The organism is Pyxidicoccus caerfyrddinensis, from assembly GCF_010894405.1.
Lineage (GTDB): Bacteria > Myxococcota > Myxococcia > Myxococcales > Myxococcaceae > Myxococcus > Myxococcus caerfyrddinensis.
The window spans coordinates 22,854-40,018 of the sequence record NZ_JAAIYA010000040.1 but is presented as its reverse complement, the minus strand read 5'-3'; the positions used below and the strand labels follow the sequence as shown (position 1 = coordinate 40,018).

Genomic DNA, 17,165 nt, shown 5'->3' with positions numbered 1-17,165 from the left:
CCGCCTCCGGGGCCTCGCGCCTCGGGGGCGGTTTCGTTTTGGGGACCTGCTCCGGACGTCAGCCGGTGGCGGCCTCGTCAGCCGGCGCGAGCAGTCCGGTGACGTCCTTCCACGGGCCCTGGCAGGGCGCCGCTTCCGTGGACAGGTAGTGCCCCACGCGCCCCGGCGCGAGCGTGACGATGGCCGACGAGCGCGTGCCATAGGCGGGCGTGTGGATGCACAGCGCCTGGAGCCGCTGGAGGAAGTCGCGCGGCAGGTCTTCACCGGTGGCTGGCACCGGGATGTCCTCGAGCGCCGGCAGCGTCGCGTCCGCCAGCAGGGCCTTCAGCCCGGCCTCCAGCTCCGGCCACGGCCGGTGCGCCACCTCCGCCGCGAGCAGCCGGGCCCGCTCCACCTTGGGCAGGGCAGGGGAGTCCAGCACGTCATTGGGCAGCACGTGGATGCCGGGCGGCACGTCCTCCCGCCGGAGCCGCTTGTCACCCGGGCGGGCATAGGCCACCCGGAGCCGGCGCGCGTCCCCGTAGAGGAGGTTGAAGGGGAGGAACTCGTCTCCGGGCAGGGTGTCCAGGTAGCGCTCGATGGCCTCCACGCTCCCCGCTTCCAGGGCACGCAGCACCACCTCGCCCCGCGAGCGGGGGGCCGGACCCTGGCCTCGCCCGCCCCTCTGGTTCGTCAGGCCGACGAAGACTCCTTCGTTGGTTACACCCATCCACGTCCCACCGCGCTCCACGTCGCGCCCACCCACGGCGCGAGGGGATTCCCGAAGCACCTGGGGGCCGGTGGCGGGGCGGGCGTAGAACTCGTCCCGGTTGGCCGCGAGCACCAGCGGCCACTCCGGGTGGACCCGGTTGAGGATGACGATGGTGCACATACGTTTCCGGTCGATAACATCTCCGGTCCCTCGGCGCATTCGTGCGCGGGGCCCTCACGCCGTCGATGACCTCGGCCACCCGAGCGGCTAAGGTCCGCCGCCCTCAGGAGAATCCATGGCTGAGAAAATTCTCGTCACCAGCGCGCTGCCCTACGCGAACGGCCCGGTCCACATCGGCCACGCCGTCGAGTACGTGCAGACCGACATCTACGTCCGGTTCCTCCGCTCGTGCGGCAAGGACGTCGTCTACTTCTGCGCGGACGACACCCACGGTACGCCCATCGAGCTGAGCGCCGCGAAACAGGGCCTCAAGCCCGAGGAGTTCGTCGCCCGCTTCCACGATGAGCACCAGCGGGACTTCCACGACCTGGACATCCGCTTCGACTACTTCCACTCCACCAACTCGCCGGAGAACCGCCACTACGCGGAGCTCATCTACGCGCGGCTGAAGGACAAGGGCGACATCGAGCGGCGCGACATCGAGCAGGCCTACTGCGAGAAGGACCAGCGCTTCCTGCCGGACCGCTTCATCAAGGGCACCTGTCCCAACTGCAAGGCGCCCAACCAGTACGGCGACTCGTGCGAGGTGTGCGGCAAGGCGTACAGCTCCACGGACCTGTTGGACCCGCAGTGCTCGCTGTGCGGTACCTCACCGGTGCGCAAGAGTTCCGCGCACCTGTTCTTCAAGCTGTCGCGCCACGCGGACTTCCTCCAGTCCGTGCTGCGCAAGCCCGGCTTCATCCACCCGGGCCTCGCCGCCCAGCTCCAGGGCTTCTTCGGCGGCTCGGGCCTGGCGGACTGGGACATCAGCCGGGATGGCCCCTACTTCGGCTTCGCGATTCCGGGCGAGACGAACAAGTTCTTCTACGTCTGGCTGGATGCCCCCATCGGCTACATCGCCACCACGGAGAAGTGGGCGAAGGAGACGGGGAAGGCGAAGAGCGCGCTGGACTACTGGGATGCCGGCAGCGACGCCCGCATCATCCACTTCATCGGCAAGGACATCGTCTACTTCCACGCGCTGTTCTGGCCCGCGGTGCTCAACGTGGCGGGCTTCAAGGTGCCCACCGAGCTGAAGGTGCACGGCCACCTCACCGTCAACGGCGAGAAGATGTCCAAGCGCCGCGGCACCATGGTGCCGGTGCGGGACTACCTGGACCAGCTGGACCCCAGCTACCTGCGCTACTTCTACGCGGCCAACCTGGGCGCGGGCGTGGAGGACCTGGACCTCAGCCTCAAGGACTTCCGCGAGCGGGTGAACGGCGAGCTGGTCAACAACGTGTGCAACCTGGCCAACCGCGCCCTGTCGCTCCTGGCCGGTCCGCTGGAGAAGCGGCTGGCGCCGGGCCGCGCCGAGGGTCCGGGCCGCGCGCTGGTGGAGTCCGCGCTCGCCCGCGTGCCCGAGGTGCGCGCCGCGTTCGACAAGCTCGAGTACCGCAACGCGATTCGCGCCATTACGGACATCGCCTCGGCGGCCAACGCCTTCGTCCAGACACAGGCCCCGTGGGCGGCGGTCCGCAAGCCCGAGACGGCCGAGGGCGCACGCGCGGACCTGTCCGACGTGGCGGACGTGGTGTACCTGTTGGGCGCGCTGCTCGCCCCGGTGACGCCGCGCCTGTCGGAGAAGCTGTTCGCGCAGCTGGGCGCACCGGCGCTGACGTTCCAGGCGCTGGAGGGCGCGAAGTACCCGCTGCTGGACCGCAGCCGTCCCACCGGCACCCCGGAGCCGCTCTTGCCCCGGCTGGAGCCGGAGCGCGTCAACGCCATCATCAAGACCCCGGAAGGCGCTCCGCAGGCCGCGGACGCGAAGCCCGCCGGGGGCAAGGAGAAGAAGAAGGTGGAGAGCGACAAGAAGCCCGCCGCCGCGCCGCAGCCCGCGAGTGCCGGTGCCACCCAGGCCTCGGCCGGGGCGGGAGCCGGTGAGGCGCCAGGGGAAATCGAGTACGCGGACTTCGCCAAGGTGGTGCTCAAGGCGGGCCGCGTGGTCGTCGCCGAGAAGGTGAAGGACGCGGACAAGCTCCTGAAGCTCACCGTGGACCTGGGCGAGCCCACGGGCCCGCGCACCATCGTCTCCGGCATTGCGGAGGCGTACGCGCCGGAGGCCCTCACCGGGCGCCGCGTGGTGGTGGTGGCCAACCTCAAGCCGCGCAAGCTGCGGGGCATCGAGTCGCGCGGCATGCTCCTGACGGCCGGCACGGGCGGAAAGGACCTGTCGCTGCTGGACCCGGGCGACATGCCGCCGGGCAGCGAGGTGAAGTGACGTGACGGACTGGCGCGCCGAGCGCGACCGCGCCCTGCTGACGCTGGAGCGCGAGAAGCGCCCGGCGCTCCGGGCCGAGGCCGCGGACCAGCTCTATCACCTGGCCCTCGAGTCCCCGGCGCGCGCGCCCGACTTCACCGACGTGCTCACCCGGCTGCTGACGGACGCGCAGCCGGAGGTGCGCCGCTCGGGGGTGGGGCTGGCCGCCGTGGTGCTGCCCCCGGAGGAGCTGTCGGGCACGCTCATCTCCCGGCTGCGCGACGACGAGTGGCTGGTGCGCCTGGAGGCCACCGGTCGGCTCGCGGACCTGGCGCGGCCGGAATTGCGCGGGGCGCTGGCGAGCATGCTGGAGGACCCGATGCCCGAGGTCCGCTTCGAGGCCGCGCGCGGCATCGCCGCCCTCAAGCACCCCGCTGGCCTGGACATCCTCGTGGAGGCGCTGGACGCGGACCTGCTGCGCTTCCGCGCCCTGGGTGCGCTGGGCGAGCTGGAGGACCCGCGCGCCCTGCCCGCGGTAAAGCGACTGTTCCGCCGCTGGCTGCTGCCCGCCTTCGACAAGACTCAGGCCGCGGGTGTGCTCGCGCAGCTGGGGGACCCGGAGGGCGTCACGTACCTCCTGCAGCGGTCCCGGAAGAAGTGGAGCCAGGACCGCGCGCTGGCCGTGGAGCTGTGCGGCGCGGTGAAGGCGCCCGGGGCGCTGGAGCGGCTGAAGGAAATCCTCGAAGACGCCAAGGACGAGTGTCGCGGGGCCGCCGCGCGTGGGCTGGGGCGGCTGGGTGACGCGCGGGCGCTACCCTGGCTGCTCGCGCTGCTGGACGAGCGGGGCGCGGTGGAGGACTTCCGCCTGGACGCCGCGGACGCGCTCTGGCGGCTGGGCCTGCCGGAGGGACGCGAGCGGGTGCGCGCCTCCATCCCCACCTTCACCTCACCCGAGGCGCGCACCGAGCTGGAAGAGCTGCTGTTGGAGGAGACATGAGACTCGTCGATGCCCACTGCCACCTCGAGGTGAAGGACTACCCGGACGTCATGGTCATCCTCGACGGGGCCCGCGCCGCCGGCCTCGTCCACGCCATCGTGGTGGGCCAGTTCCACGGCCCGGGCGACTGGGGCAACGCGCTGGAGCTGGCCGCCGCGCACCCGGACTTCCTGTCGCCCACGCTGGGCATCCACCCCCACGAGGCCGCGCGGGCCACCGAGGCGGACTTCGCCACGCTGGAGGCCACGTGCGCCCGGCCCGAGGTGCGCGCGGTGGGGGAGGCGGGCCTGGACTACTACTACGACCACTCGCCCCGGGAGGTGCAGGCCACCGTCTTCCGGCGGCAGTGCGCCCTGGCGCGCCAGCTGTCCAAGCCGCTGGTGGTGCACGTGCGCGACGCGCATGACGACTGCGAGGGCGTGCTGCGCGAGGTGGGGTTGTCCCGCGGCGTCATCCACTGCTTCACCGGGGACACGGCCGCGGCGCGGCGCTACCTGGACCTGGGCTTCTTCCTGTCCCTGTCCGGCGTCGTCACCTACAAGAACGCGCAGGCGCTGCAGGACGCGGTGCGCTTCGCGCCGCTGGACAGGCTGATGGTGGAGACGGACAGCCCGTACCTCGCGCCGGTGCCGCACCGCGGGCGGAAGAACCAGCCCGCGCACGTGGTGGAGACGGCGCGCAAGGTGGCGGAGCTGAAGGGCGTGACGCTGGAGGAGGTGGCGGCCACCACCACCGCCAACGCCTCCGCCCTCTTCGGGCTCAGCCTGGGCTGACGGCGCCGGCCAGGGCCAGCAGGTCCTGCAGGTCCTGGTCCATCTGCGGCACGTCCAGCAGCAGCGCATCCGGGTCGTACTGGAAGTCCGCCTGCTTCAGCTTCAGCAGCGCCTGCAGGGCGGGCTCGCCGGAGTGGCCCCCGAAGGAGGCGAAGACGACGCGGCCGCGCTCCAGGTGGAGGTAGCCCTCCAGCGTGTGCTGGCGAAGGTGCAGCCGCCCGTTCTTGAAACCTCCGGCGAGCGTGCGCAGCAACTCCTTCGGAGGCAGCTCGTCGAAGCTGCCCCGCACCACGCGGCCCGGGCCGTTGTGCAGCACCCGGTCCTCGAGGAGGTTGCCCACCGCCTTGGCGATGACGCCCTTCTCGCCGGGCGCCAGCACCGCCGAGGCGCCCGCCATCACCAGCCGCTCGCGCGTGGCCGCGTCCGGCTCACCCACCACGGCGATGGGCAGCCCCGCCGTCTCCGGCGTCGAGCGCGCCTGCTGGAGGATGTCCATCACCTCCTGCTGTCCCAGCCGCAGGCTCACCACCAGCACGTCGCAGTCCTGCCGGGCCAGGCCGTCCTGCGCACCCTCCATCGTGGACAGCGCGTGCGCCACCAGTCCGTGCTTCAGCACCGCCTCCAGCAGCTCGCCGCGCGCCGCCTCGTCCGGCTCCACGACGAGCACCTGCCGGCCCTCGCTCTCCAGCCGGTGGCGCAGCAACTCGCCGCTCTGGAGCTGGATGACGATGTCCGCCACCACCGGGTCATAGAGCACGCCCTTGTTGGTGCGCAGGTGCTCCAGCGCCTGCTCCTTGGTGAAGGCCTTGCCGTGCGCGTTGCCCGGGTTCTTCGTCAGCTCCAGGAAGCTGTCCACCGCGGCGAGGATGCGCGCGCCCAGGGTGATGTCCTCGCCCTTGGCGCCCTGCGGGGTGCCCGAGCCGTCCCAGGCTTCATAGAGCTGCGCGAGGATGGTGTTCGTCTGCGTGGGCAGGTGCACCGTCTCGAACAGCTTGGTGGGCGCCCGGCACGCCTGCTTCGCCTGGGCCTTCCAGTCGGCGTTGACGGCGTTGCTGGCCAGGGAGAAGTGGCGCTCTGACGGCTTGCCCAGATCGTGGAGGTACGCGGCGATGGACAGCGCCGCCAGCTCCTTGTGCGGCATGCCCATGCGCTGGCCGACGATGCCCGCCTGACGCGCGAGCTGCGCGGAGTGGCCGCGGTGGCGCTGCCGGTCCTGCTCCAGCAGGCCCACGAGGATGCCCAGCGTCTCCACGTAGTCCGCGTCGCTGACGATGCCGCGGGGCCCGCCCGGTTCGCGCCGCTGGGTGGAGGGGCGGGCGGCCGGAGTGGCGCCGCTGGGGCGGTGCACCCGCAGCCGCGGGTCCGTCTCCATGCGGTAATTGAGGCTGCTCAGCCCCGTCATGGTGCTGCGGCCCGAGGTGGTGGTGCGGCTGTGCTCCGCGGCCCCCGTGCGGGACGGGACGGGGGGGCTGACCTGCGCGCCCGGAGACTCCAGCAGCGCGGTGAAGGCGGTGGGGTCGCCGTAGTAGTGCTTGCGGATGGCCGCGGCGATGGCGCCGCGCAGGCCTACGTACGCGTAGACCTCGGACATGCCGGTGACGAGCGCAATCTCGTCCATCAGCGCCTTGTTCTGCGGCTCCGCGGCGACCACGGAGAGCAGCTTGCGCTCCGGGTCCACCGCCAGCGGCAGCACGTTCTGCGCCTCGGCGAGGCGCACGGGGAGCCGGTCGAGCACCTCGGTGGCGATGCGGGCCTTGGCCAGCTTGTCCGCGGTGACGAAGCGCGTCTGGAACTCGGCGGCGAGGAAGCGCAGCAGTCCCGCTTCCTGGAGCAGCCCCAGCTCCACCAGACAGTCCCCCAGCTTGTGGCCGGTGATCTTCTGGTGCTCCAGGGCCTGCTCCACGGCCCCCGCGTTGACGAGGCCGGCCTCGATGAGGCGCTCTCCCAACTTCTTCGCCATGTGCCTTCAGCTCCCTCAGCTCTCCGAGGAACCCTCGCCGTCCTTGGCCGGGGCCACGGACGTCAGCGCGCTGAAGGGCTTGAAGGTCAGCTCGCGGGGCAGGGAGTTGGCGTCGCGAGGCGGACGCTCCTCGCGCGGAGGCCGCGGCGGGCGCTCCTCGCGGGGGGGACGCTCCTCGCGGGGAGGACGCTCCTCACGCGCACGCTCCTCGCGGGGCGGACGCTCGCGGCGCGGCGGGCGCTGCGGCTGCGCACCCGCCTCGGCCGGGGCCGGGGCGGCACCCTCGGTGGGCGCGCCGCCCTGGGGCTTGTCTCCGCCCTGCTCACGGGGCGGCCTGTCGCCCCGGGCCTTGCGCTTCTCCTCGCGCGACTTGCGGCGGCCACCACCACCCTCCACCGGGGCGCGGCCCCGAGAGGTGGGCGCGGGGGCCTTCCACAGCTGCCGGTCATAGTGGCGCAGCACGTCCGTCCACTTGTCGTTGGGGTCGCGCTGCATGGCCTCCAGCCACGAAGAGATGCGCGAGTCCAGCGAGTCCAGCGCGTGGACGATGTGCGCCTCCAGCGTCATCGGCACCTTGGGGCTGCCGTACTCGAGCTGGCCGTGGTGGGCGAGGACCAGGTGCGTGAGGTGCTGCTCCAGCAGCGGCGGGAAGCCGGGGATGGCCAGCGTCTTCTCGCGAATCTTCTGCGCCGTCATCACCAGGTGGCCAACGAGCTTGCCCTCGTCGGTGTAGTCGAAGCCCTTCTCGGGAGAGATCTCCGCCACCTTCATCACGTCGTGCAGCAGCGCGCCGGCCAGCAGCAGGTCGCGGTCCGCCATGGGGTAGTGGTCCGCCACGCGGAGCGTCAGCCGCATCACCGACAGCAGGTGCTCGGCCAGCCCTCCGCGCCACGCGTGGTGCACGGCCTTCCCCGCGGGCGCAATCGGCAGGCCCGCGGCAATCTGCGGGTCGTCCAGGAAGGCCAGCAGCAGCTGCTTCACGTGCGGGTCATTCACCCGCTCGGACACCATCTCCCGGATGAGGCCGGCGGCGCGCGCGCCACCCGCGCCGTCCCGGGCACCCTCACCACCCTTGCCCTCCTTTTGCTCGGCGGCGGCACGGGCCTCGCCCCGGTCGGCCTTCTCGGCCTTCTCGGCGCGCGGCTCGCGGGCCTCGGGGGCCTTGGCCTCCGCGGCGGGCTTCTCCTCGGGGGGCGGGGCCGGAGGCGGCTCGAACTCCTTGGGGTCCAGCGGCTCCGGGTCCAGGCGCTCCACGGCCTCGACGACGACCTGGGTGCGGCCGTGGAAGTTGATGACGCTTCCCTGCACCAGCACGAAGTCTCCGGACTGGAAGGCGGGCTCCAGGGCGTCCACCTTGTCGAAGATGCGGGCATCCACCTCGCCGCTCTTGTCGACGAGGGTCAGGGCGAGGAACACCTTGCCACTGCGCGCGGTCACCTTCTCCTTCTTCGTGACGCGGAAGACGGTGTTGACGCGGTCCTTCTCGCGCAGGTCCGCCGCGTACACCTTGCGGACGGTCTCCACGGAACCCTCCGGGGTGGGGGTGGCGGTCTCGGGCGTGTTTTCGTTGGTCATTTCGGCGGCGGACACTAGCACCAGGAAGGCACTTCCAGGGGAACTCGCGTCAGCTGACTTCCAGGGCCAGGGCATCGAGGTAGTCGGACCCGGGGGAGCCGACCAGCGTGGGGTGGTCCGGGGGCAGGCCCAGGCGGACCAGCCGGGTGCCGATGCGGGCCTCCGCCTCGCAGGCGGTGGCCACCAGCTCGTCGAAGCCGCCCAGGGCCAGCGGCGGGTGGTAGCCGACCACCAGCAGCTTCCCGCCGTGCCGGGTGCGCCGCAGGGCGTGGCGCAGCTGCTCCACGAACTCGTCCTCGGACGTCACTCCGGGTGTGTCCAGGAGGACCAGGTCGAAGGTGTCGCGGAGCGCCCTGAGCACCTGGAGGGGCTGGCCCGTGTCCACCGTGGCCCGGCCCAGCAGGCCATTGGCCTCGGCGTTCTCCCGGGCCAGGTCCGCCGCGTCCGTGCTCCGGTCGAAGGCGAGAATCTGCCGCGCCCCATGCAGGCCCGCGTGGACGAAGAGGCCACCCACGTTGCAGCACGCGTCCAGCACCCGGCCGCCGTTGGCCATGCGCGCCACGAAGCGGCGCAGCTCACGCTGGTCATAGTGGTAGCCGGTGCCCAGCCCGTAGGTGAGGTCCACGGTGAAGCGCGCGCCCAGCTCCAGCAGCCGGCACCAGCGGGGCGGGGTGCCGTAGAGGACGTGGGCCCGCTGCGTGGGCAGCCCCAGCGCCTTGCGCCGGGGCGAGTCGTTGCGCAGCAGCACCGAGCCGGCGCCCGTCACCTCCACCAGCGCGCGGGTGATTTCCGAATGCCGCGCGTCCATGGCGCGGGTGAAGGTCTGCACCACGAAGTGGGTGTCGTACCGGTCCACGATGAGGCCGGGCAGTCCGTCCCCATCATCGTTGACGACGCGGCAGAAGCGCGGGTCGTCCACCAGCCGGCCGCGCCGCTCGAAGGCGTGACGCAGGTGGCGGGGGACGAGTCCCTCCACGGCCTCGTCCGGCTGGCCCAGTCGTCGCACCGCGTACGAGGACTCCAGGTCCACGTCGCCCAGACCCAGCACCGAGCCATCCTCGTCCCGGAGCTGTACGGGCTCCCCGGGCTGCGGCGTTCCCTCCATCGAGACGATGTCCTCCCGGCGAAGCCAGGGGGCACCGTGGCGGAGCCGGCGTGCGGCGTCCCGGGACAGATAGGTGCTGAGCAAGGTGTGTCCTCCCTCTCTCGGTTCCCCGCGGGCACCGGTGCCCACGGGCGTCCTCCCAGGGGAGAACATGCGCCGTCGGTCGCCAGCTTGCGGCGAGCGCCGGGACGCCGCGCGGCAGGGCAGGCAGGGGAGGGAGCGAACCGGCCGGACCCAGCCGCCGGAATCAGGCCCCGGATGACGGGCGCTTGAACGCCTTGAACGTCACCCGGGTGAGGATGAAGCTGGCCATCAGCGCGAGGACGATGCCCAGCAGGCGCAGGTTCCAGCTGTCGCGGAACAGCAACGACAGGGCCAGCCCCCCCAGCAGCACCACGCCCAGGACCATCAACGCCTGCCCCCGCTGGGCGGCCCCGGAAGACGCGCGGCGCGCCTGGGCGAGCGTCGGGAGGCTGCCCGCCTTGCGCCACTTCGACGAGTCCTCCGCACGAACCTCGTCCTCCGGGTCCACCAGCCCCTGGAGGTAGGCCTGCTCGACGTCGAGAAGGCTGGGGTAGACCAGCTCACCGTCCGGCGTGCGTACCACGTAGCGCATGGGGACCCTCCTACCGGGCCGTCCGCTCAGGACAGCTCGGTGGCAATCTGCTCAGCGACGCGCAGACCATCAATGGCGGACGATACGATGCCGCCCGCGTAACCACACCCCTCGCCCGCCGGATACAGCCCCTTCAGGGACACCGACTGCAAATCTTCCCCGCGCGTAATCCGCACGGGCGACGAGGTCCGGCTCTCGATGCCGATGAGCTTGCCCTCCTCGCTGATGAAGCCGCGCATCTTCCGCTCGAAGGTGCGCAAGGCCTGCTTGATGGACTCGGTGAGCCGCTCCGGGAAGAGGCGGTTCAGGTCCGTGTGCGCCAGTCCCGGCCGGTAGCTGGTGCCGCCCGGGTCCTTCTTCACGCGCCCGGCCAGGTAGTCCGGAATCGTCTGTGCCGGAGCGTAGAAGCGCCCTCCGCCCAGCTCATACGCCTTGGACTCCCAGTGGCGCTGGAACTCCAGGCCCGCCAGCGGTCCGCGGAAGCCCTCGCGCTCGAAGTCCGCCACCGACACGGAGACGACGATGCCGGCGTTGGCGTACTTCGCGTTGCGGCGCGAGTTGCTCATGCCATTGGTGCACTGCAGGCCGTCCTGCGTCGGCGTGGGCACGACGATTCCACCGGGGCACATGCAGAACGAGTAGACGCCGCGCACCTCGCCGTCCACGTCCAGGTTCTCCGCCAGCTTGTAGTCGGCCGGAGGCAGCTTGGGATTCTTGGCGGCGCTGCCGTATTGGATGCTGTTGATGAGCGCCTGCGGATGCTCGGCGCGGAAGCCGAGCGCGAAGGGCTTGGCCTCCACGCTGACCTGGCCGTCGGCGGCGAAGCGCTCGTACAGCTCACGCGCGGAGTTGCCCGGGGCGAGGATGACGCGGTCGCTCTCCAGGGTGCGCCCGTCGGCCAGCTTCACGCCCGCCACGCGCCCGTCGCGGTAGAGGAGGTCCTCCACCCGCTGCTCGAAGTGCACCTCGCACCCGCCCGCGATGAGCTCCTCGCGCAGCTTCGCCACCGCGCCCGGCAGCAGGTCCGAGCCGATGTGCGGCTTGCCCTCGATGAGGATGTGGTCCGGCGCGCCGTACTTCGCGAAGGCTTCGATGACCTTGCGCACCATGGGGTGGTTGATGCGCGTGGACAGCTTGCCGTCCGTGTACGCGCCGGCGCCGCCCTCGCCGAAGTTCATGTTGCTCTCCGGGTCCAGAGAGCCGTCGCGCATCAGCTTCGCCACGTCCTTGCGGCGCGTCACCACCTCGCGGCCGCGCTCCAGGAGGATGCTGCGCACGCCGCGCTCCAGCAGGCCCAGGGCGGCGAACAGCCCCGCGGGCCCGGTGCCGATGATGATCGGCCAGCGCTCCGGCGCCTTCACCGGGGGCAGGACGTCCGGAGGCGGCGGGGCCTCGCCCACGTCCGGGGGCAGGCGGCCGGGCTTGCGGCCGGGCGCCAGCTCCACCTCCAGCGTGTAGATGTAGCGGGGGCTGCCCTTCTTGCGCGCGTCCAGCACCGAGCGCACCACGCGCACGGAGGCGAGGTCGGAGCGGGTGACCCCGAGCTTCTCCGCGGCGCGCTGGCCGAGCAGCTCCTCCGGCTCGTCCAGCCACAGCCCGATGTTGTTCACCCGATACGCCATTGCCATTCGCTCCTGGTGGGGGCGCGTATCTCTCCGCACCCATGAAAGATTGCAAGCACTTGAAACCACGGAGCCTCGTGGGGCCCTCGCGGGTGCGAACCCGCTGATGCACCCCCCTCCGCCATCCCCCCGTGCCGACGACAGGTGCGTAACAGTCTTCGCACCCTCCGGGAGCCCATGCCGGGCGCTGGTTTCCTTCAACCCCTGGGAAACGCTGGGGAATCCGTTCGGAAGAGAACGTCTGGCACGGGGGTTGAAGTGTTGACGCCGCATGCTTATGCGGCGACCCCCTCTCTTCGCCGCTTTCTGGAGGCAATCACTGTGAGCACCGACCAAAAGGGCACCCGTATCCTGGCGCGCACCTTCTTCAACCAACTGCGCGCGAGCGGCTACACGCCGCACCAGGTCATCGGCATCGCCACGGAGCTGCTCGACCTGGTGACCGCGGACCTCAAGGAAGGCGACAAGCCCGTTGCCGTCCAGCCAACACAGGAGCAGGGCTCCGAGTGGCGCCAGCGCGCCTGAGCAATTAGTCTTCGGACCATCGACCCCGCGGGCGCGCGGGCTCCGGACTGGATTCGGGGCTCCCGCCCGCGCGGAGGCAGTACGGAACCGGCGTCAGCCGGTTTTTTTGTTTCCGCTGACCGGCGAATCAGTCGTCACGGAGGCCGAGGAGCGCTGCTCCCGCCTCCGCTGGTACGCAGCCGCGCCGGCCACGACAATCAGTCCTCCCGTCAGCGCGCTGAAGACCATGCTGGCCGTCCCCAGCGCCAGCAGTGCCAGCAGCACGAAGGCGCCCACGAAGGCGGCCACGTCCACCGCGACGGGGCGGCGGTGCGGTAGCACCAGGGCGATGACGCAGGCGGTGAGCGGCAGTCCGAGCTTCACCTGCCGGACGATGGCGTCGGTGCTGGTGCGGACCGTCTCCCAGTTGCTCACGAGGATGGCGGCGAAGATGACCACCGTGCCCAGCGCCAGCACCAGCACGCCCGCGGCGGCCGCGTCCTTGGCGAGGCGGGCCTTCTCGTCGAACTGCTGGACGGCCAGGTCCACCAGGTGCTCCAGGGCGCTGTTGAGGATTTCCGCGAAGAAGATGAGGAGGACGCAGAAGATGAGCGTCACCTTCTCCGCGAGGCCCAGCGGAATGCCGCTGCCCACCAGTCCCACCAGCACGCCCGAGATGAGGTGGACGCGCATGTTGCGCTGGTGGACGACGGTGTGGATGAGGCCCGCCCACGCGTGGCCGAACGAGGCGAACAGCCCCGAGCCCCGACGGGGAGGGAAGGCAGAGGGTGGCCGGACAGGAACGTTCATCGGAGATTGAAGGGGCGCGCACCCTAGCACCCACGGGTCCGGTTGCCGCTCGGGGTTGAAGGGGTATGGTCTGACCCCGTGAAATCCGCTTCCTACTACCGTTACCGGGCGCGCGTGGGGTGCGCGGCCCTGGCCCTGCTGTTGACTGCCCCCCTGGCCCGGGCCGAAAGCCCGGCTCCCGACGCGCTCCTCGACGAGGGGGCCTGTGGCCTGGAGCCGCCCGGCGTCGAGTACCTCCCGGCGCCCGGCCCCCGGGCCCACGAGTCGCGCCGGTGGTCCGCGTCGGAGCCACCGGTGGTGCGGCGCGAGGAGCGGGGTGGGGTGGTGCGCTCGGCGCTCTCCGGCGTGCCGCAGACGCGCGTGCGCGGTGGGGCGCTGTCCGGGAAGGTGGTGTACCTGAGTCCCGGCCACGGCTTCTACCGGAGCGCCCCGCTAGACAGGTGGGCCACGCAGCGGCCCAACACCTGGGCGGTGGTGGAGGACCTCATCTCCGCCGAGGTGCTGAACCAGTACCTGCTGCCCATGCTGACGGGGGCGGGGGCCACGGTGGTGCCGGTGCGCGAGCCGGACCTCAACTCGCGCATGGCCCTGCTCGACGCGGGGCAGGAGGGCTACACCGAGACGGGGGAGGCGGCCCTCTTCCAGGACTCCACGCAGAAGGGGTGGGGCACGCCGCCCCTGCCCATGGGCAACGCGGTGGAGCCCTTCACGCTGGGCACCACGCGCGTCATGTCCACCGCGCGCACCGCCACCGCGAGCGCGACGTGGGCGCCGGACGTCCCGGCGGACGGCAACTACCATGTCTACGTCTCCTACGGCTCGGACCCGGCGCGGGCGACGGACGCGCACTACGTGGTGAAGCACGCGGGCGGGGAGAGCCACTTCCGCGTCAACCAGCGGCGCCACGGCGGCACGTGGGTGCTGCTGGGCCGCTTCTACTTCAAGGCGGGCCGGCACCCGGAGGCCGCGTCGGTGGTGGCGATGAACGACACGGCGGAGGGCGGCACGGTGTCGCTGGACGCGGTGCGCTTCGGCGGTGGCCGCGGCCTCATCGGCGACGCCGAGGTGGCCGCCCTCGACAGGCCCCGCTACGAGGAGGCCGCGCGCTACCACGTGCAGTTCAGCGGCGCGCCGGCCTCCGTGTACGCGCCCACCGGGGCCAACGCGCTGACCAACGAGCGCAACGCGGACGTCACCGCGCGCCCGCGCTTCGCCGCGTGGCTGCACGAGGAGGGCGAGGACGCGGTGTACCTGGCGTGGCACACCAACGCCGGCACCACCGGCACCGTGACGGGCACGGAGGGCTACGTGTACGGGCCCAACCCGGTGGACGGCACGCTCAACTTCACCGGCGTGGCCGGCAGCGACGTCATGGCCCGCGCGCTGCTGGATGAAATCGGGAAGGACTTCAAGCGCGAGGTGGACCCCAACTGGCGGGTGCGCAGCCTGCGCTCGGCCAACCTGGGCGAGGTCAATCCCACGCACAACCCGGAGATGCCGTCCGTGCTGCTGGAGATGGCGTACCACGACAACATCACCGACTCGAACCGGCTGAAGGAGCCGGCCTTCCGCCGCGTCGCCGCGCGCGCCATCCTCCAGGGCCTCATCAAGTACTTCGCCGCGAGGGACGGCCAGCCGGTGCGGCTGCCGCCGGAAGTCCCCGGTGCCGTCGCCGCGAGCAACGGCGCGGCGGGTGCGGTGGAGGTGCGCTGGGCGGCCCCCGCCGCCAACCCCGACGAGGAGGGCCACGACGCGCCCACCGGCTACCGCGTCTACCAGAGCGCGGACGGCCTCGGCTGGGACGACGGCGCCGAGGTGACGGGCACCTCCTTCACCACCACGCTGGCGCCGGGCACCGTGCGCTACTTCCGCGTGGCGGCGGTGAGCGCGGGCGGGGAGGGCTTCCCGTCCGCCACCGTCGGCGTGCGCACGCCGACAGGGGCCCAGGCGCCCGTGCTGCTCGTCAACGCCTTCGAGCGGCTGGACTCGTCGCAGGTCTGTGCCGAGGCGCTGGATGCCTATGACCTGCAGGCCCCGGTGCGCCTGCTGGTGGAGGCGATGAACGACGGCACCTACGTGCGCCGTCACGGCGAGGCGCTGGCGTATGCGAGCACGGCGTTCGACAGCGCCACGAGCGCGGCGCTGAAGGCGGGCCTCATCTCACTGACGGCCCCGTACACGGTGGTGGACTGGTTCACCGGCCGGGGCGGCGAGGACGGGGCGAGGCCCACGCGCCAGGAGCAGGACGCGCTGCGCGCCTTCGTTACCGGCGGGGGAAGTCTGATGTTGTCCGGCAGCCAGGTGGCGTCCGCTCTCGCGGCGGGAGGAGCGCAGGACCAGGCCTTCCTCGCGGACATCCTCCGCGCGTCGCTGGGCACTGGCTCGGCGCCGCTCGCGGTGGAGGGGCTGGCGGGCGGCTGGCTCTCGGGCCTGCCCGCGGCGCTCCTGGATGACGGGACGCACGGGGCCTACCCGGTGGGCGTGACGGACGTGCTCACCCCCGCGTCGGGTGGCGCGGCGGTGCTGCGCTACCTGGGGACGGACCTGGTGGCGGGCGTGTCCTCCACTCCGGGCGGGCAGGTGCTGCTCCTGGGCGTGCCCTTCGAGGGCATCGTCAGTCCGGCGCGGCGCGCGCAGCTGCTCTCCGCATTCCTGCTGCACGTGGGGGTGCTCACGCAGCTGCCTCCGCCGCCCGCCGAGGACCCGGGCGGTGCGGGCCCTGGCCTGCTCACCGCCTGCGTGGCCGCGCGTGGGGTGGACCCGCATCCGCCCGCGCCGCCGCCACCACCGCCTCCTCCGCCGCCTCCTCAGCCCGTCGTCCTGGAGGAGCTGCCGCAGTTCTACTATCCGCTCGGCGACTCGGGCTGCGGCTGTGGGGCTGGAGGGGGAACGGGCTCCGGTATCGGCCTGTTGCTCGGGCTGATTGTTCAGCTTCGGCGTGCGCACCGTCGCAAGGGCGACGCGAAGCGTTGACTCGGAGGGGGCGGATGCCTACGGTCGGCGCCCTCGAATTCGACGTGAAGTGACGACACGCGTGGGCACTCGCGCCCGCGCCCTGCAAGGAGACTCGAACATGGCTACCCGCATCGCCATCAATGGCTTCGGTCGCATCGGTCGCTGCATCCTTCGCGCTGCCCTCAGCCGCAAGGAGGACCTCGAGATTGTCGCCATCAACGACCTCGACAAGCCCGCGGCGCTGGCCCACCTGTTCAAGTACGACTCCGTGCACCGCACGTGGCCGGGCACCGTGAAGTCCACCGAGAAGGGCATCGTCGTGGACGGCAAGGAGATTGCCGTCACCGCCGAGAAGGACCCGACGGCGCTGCCCTGGAAGGGCATGAACGTGGACGTGGTGCTCGAGTGCACCGGCCGCTTCACCGCGCGCGACGGCGCCGAGAAGCACCTGAAGGCGGGCGCCAAGAAGGTCATCATCTCCGCCCCGGCCAAGGGCCCGGACCTCACCATCGCCTACGGCATCAACCACAACGAGTACGACCCGGCCAAGCACCACGTCATCTCCAACGCCTCGTGCACCACCAACTGCCTGGCGCCGCTCGCCAAGGTGCTGGTGGACAACTTCGGCGTGGAGAAGGGCCTGATGACCACGGTCCACAGCTACACCAACGACCAGCGCATCCTGGACCTCACCCACGACGACATGCGCCGCGCCCGCGCCGCCGCGCTCTCCATGATTCCCACCAGCACCGGCGCCGCGAAGGCCATCGGTGAGGTGATTCCGCAGCTCAAGGGCAAGATGCACGGCATCTCCGTGCGCGTGCCCACCCCGAACGTGTCGCTGGTGGACCTGACGGTGAACACCACGAAGAACGTCACCGCGGAGGCCGTCATCGAGGCGTACCGCAAGGCCTCGGAGGGCTCGCTCAAGGGCATCCTCCAGTTCAGCGACGAGCAGACGGTGTCGGTGGACTACAACGGCAACCCGCACTCGGCCATCTTCGACTCCACCAACTGCTTCGTGATGGGCGACAACATGCTCAAGGTCATGGCCTGGTACGACAACGAGTGGGGCTTCTCCAACCGCATGGTGGACACGGCGAAGTTCCTCGTCTCCAAGGGCGTCTAGTTCCAGGGC

The 17,165-nt window shown here is 71.5% G+C and carries 13 protein-coding genes; 6 read left to right on the top strand and 7 right to left on the bottom strand.

Features of this window, described 5'->3' with window-relative positions:
- Positions 1-58: 58 nt before the first annotated feature.
- Positions 59-871: an NRDE family protein gene (locus tag G4D86_RS48705; RefSeq protein ID WP_164002424.1), complete on the bottom strand. Its 813-nt coding sequence runs from the start codon at positions 869-871 to the stop codon at positions 59-61.
- Between the two features lie 115 nt (positions 872-986).
- On the opposite strand from G4D86_RS48705, the gene metG reads away from it, so the two are divergent.
- The 3 genes from metG to G4D86_RS48690 are packed head-to-tail and all read left to right on the top strand — an operon-like array spanning position 987 to position 4,880.
- Positions 987-3,131: a methionine--tRNA ligase gene (gene metG, locus G4D86_RS48700; RefSeq protein ID WP_164002422.1), complete on the top strand. Its 2,145-nt coding sequence runs from the start codon at positions 987-989 to the stop codon at positions 3,129-3,131.
- A 1-nt stretch (position 3,132) separates the two neighbouring features.
- Positions 3,133-4,107 carry a HEAT repeat domain-containing protein gene (locus G4D86_RS48695; protein WP_164002420.1) on the top strand — a complete coding sequence of 325 codons (975 nt, stop codon included), beginning with the start codon at positions 3,133-3,135 and terminating at the stop codon, positions 4,105-4,107.
- Positions 4,104-4,880 carry a TatD family hydrolase gene (locus tag G4D86_RS48690; protein WP_164002418.1) on the top strand — a complete coding sequence of 259 codons (777 nt, stop codon included), beginning with the start codon at positions 4,104-4,106 and terminating at the stop codon, positions 4,878-4,880. Before G4D86_RS48695 ends, G4D86_RS48690 begins: the two co-directional genes overlap by 4 nt.
- On the opposite strand, the gene G4D86_RS48685 is transcribed toward G4D86_RS48690, so the two are convergent.
- From G4D86_RS48685 to G4D86_RS48665, 5 genes are all read right to left on the bottom strand, one after another.
- On the bottom strand, positions 4,867-6,840 hold the full coding sequence (locus G4D86_RS48685) for an HD domain-containing phosphohydrolase (RefSeq protein ID WP_164002416.1): 1,974 nt from the start codon (positions 6,838-6,840) through the stop codon (positions 4,867-4,869). The two genes, G4D86_RS48690 and G4D86_RS48685, sit on opposite strands and share 14 nt — an antisense overlap.
- A 15-nt stretch (positions 6,841-6,855) precedes the next feature.
- Complete coding sequence (locus tag G4D86_RS48680; RefSeq protein ID WP_205520394.1) at positions 6,856-8,415, bottom strand: 3'-5' exoribonuclease YhaM family protein; 1,560 nt, start codon at positions 8,413-8,415, stop codon at positions 6,856-6,858.
- 49 nt (positions 8,416-8,464) lie between these two features.
- A complete protein-coding gene (locus G4D86_RS48675) occupies positions 8,465-9,604 on the bottom strand; it encodes a class I SAM-dependent rRNA methyltransferase (protein WP_205520393.1) in 1,140 nt (379 codons plus the stop codon).
- Positions 9,605-9,767: 163 nt separating this feature from the next.
- Positions 9,768-10,136, bottom strand: coding sequence for a hypothetical protein (locus tag G4D86_RS48670; protein ID WP_164002411.1), 369 nt, complete (start codon positions 10,134-10,136; stop codon positions 9,768-9,770).
- Positions 10,137-10,162: 26 nt separating this feature from the next.
- Positions 10,163-11,758, bottom strand: a complete 1,596-nt coding sequence (locus G4D86_RS48665; RefSeq protein WP_164002481.1) for an NAD(P)/FAD-dependent oxidoreductase — start codon at positions 11,756-11,758, stop codon at positions 10,163-10,165.
- A 321-nt stretch (positions 11,759-12,079) separates the two neighbouring features.
- Between G4D86_RS48665 and G4D86_RS48660 the strand changes: the two genes are divergently transcribed.
- Positions 12,080-12,283, top strand: a complete 204-nt coding sequence (locus tag G4D86_RS48660; protein WP_240360915.1) for a hypothetical protein — start codon at positions 12,080-12,082, stop codon at positions 12,281-12,283.
- A gap of 93 nt (positions 12,284-12,376) precedes the next feature.
- On the opposite strand, the gene G4D86_RS48655 is transcribed toward G4D86_RS48660, so the two are convergent.
- Positions 12,377-13,072 carry a diacylglycerol kinase family protein gene (locus G4D86_RS48655; protein ID WP_164002409.1) on the bottom strand — a complete coding sequence of 232 codons (696 nt, stop codon included), beginning with the start codon at positions 13,070-13,072 and terminating at the stop codon, positions 12,377-12,379.
- 78 nt (positions 13,073-13,150) lie between these two features.
- Between G4D86_RS48655 and G4D86_RS48650 the strand changes: the two genes are divergently transcribed.
- Positions 13,151-16,045, top strand: a complete 2,895-nt coding sequence (locus G4D86_RS48650; RefSeq protein WP_240360914.1) for a golvesin C-terminal-like domain-containing protein — start codon at positions 13,151-13,153, stop codon at positions 16,043-16,045.
- A gap of 100 nt (positions 16,046-16,145) precedes the next feature.
- Positions 16,146-17,156, top strand: coding sequence for a type I glyceraldehyde-3-phosphate dehydrogenase (gene gap / locus G4D86_RS48645; protein WP_164002407.1), 1,011 nt, complete (start codon positions 16,146-16,148; stop codon positions 17,154-17,156).
- Positions 17,157-17,165 lie beyond the last annotated feature (9 nt).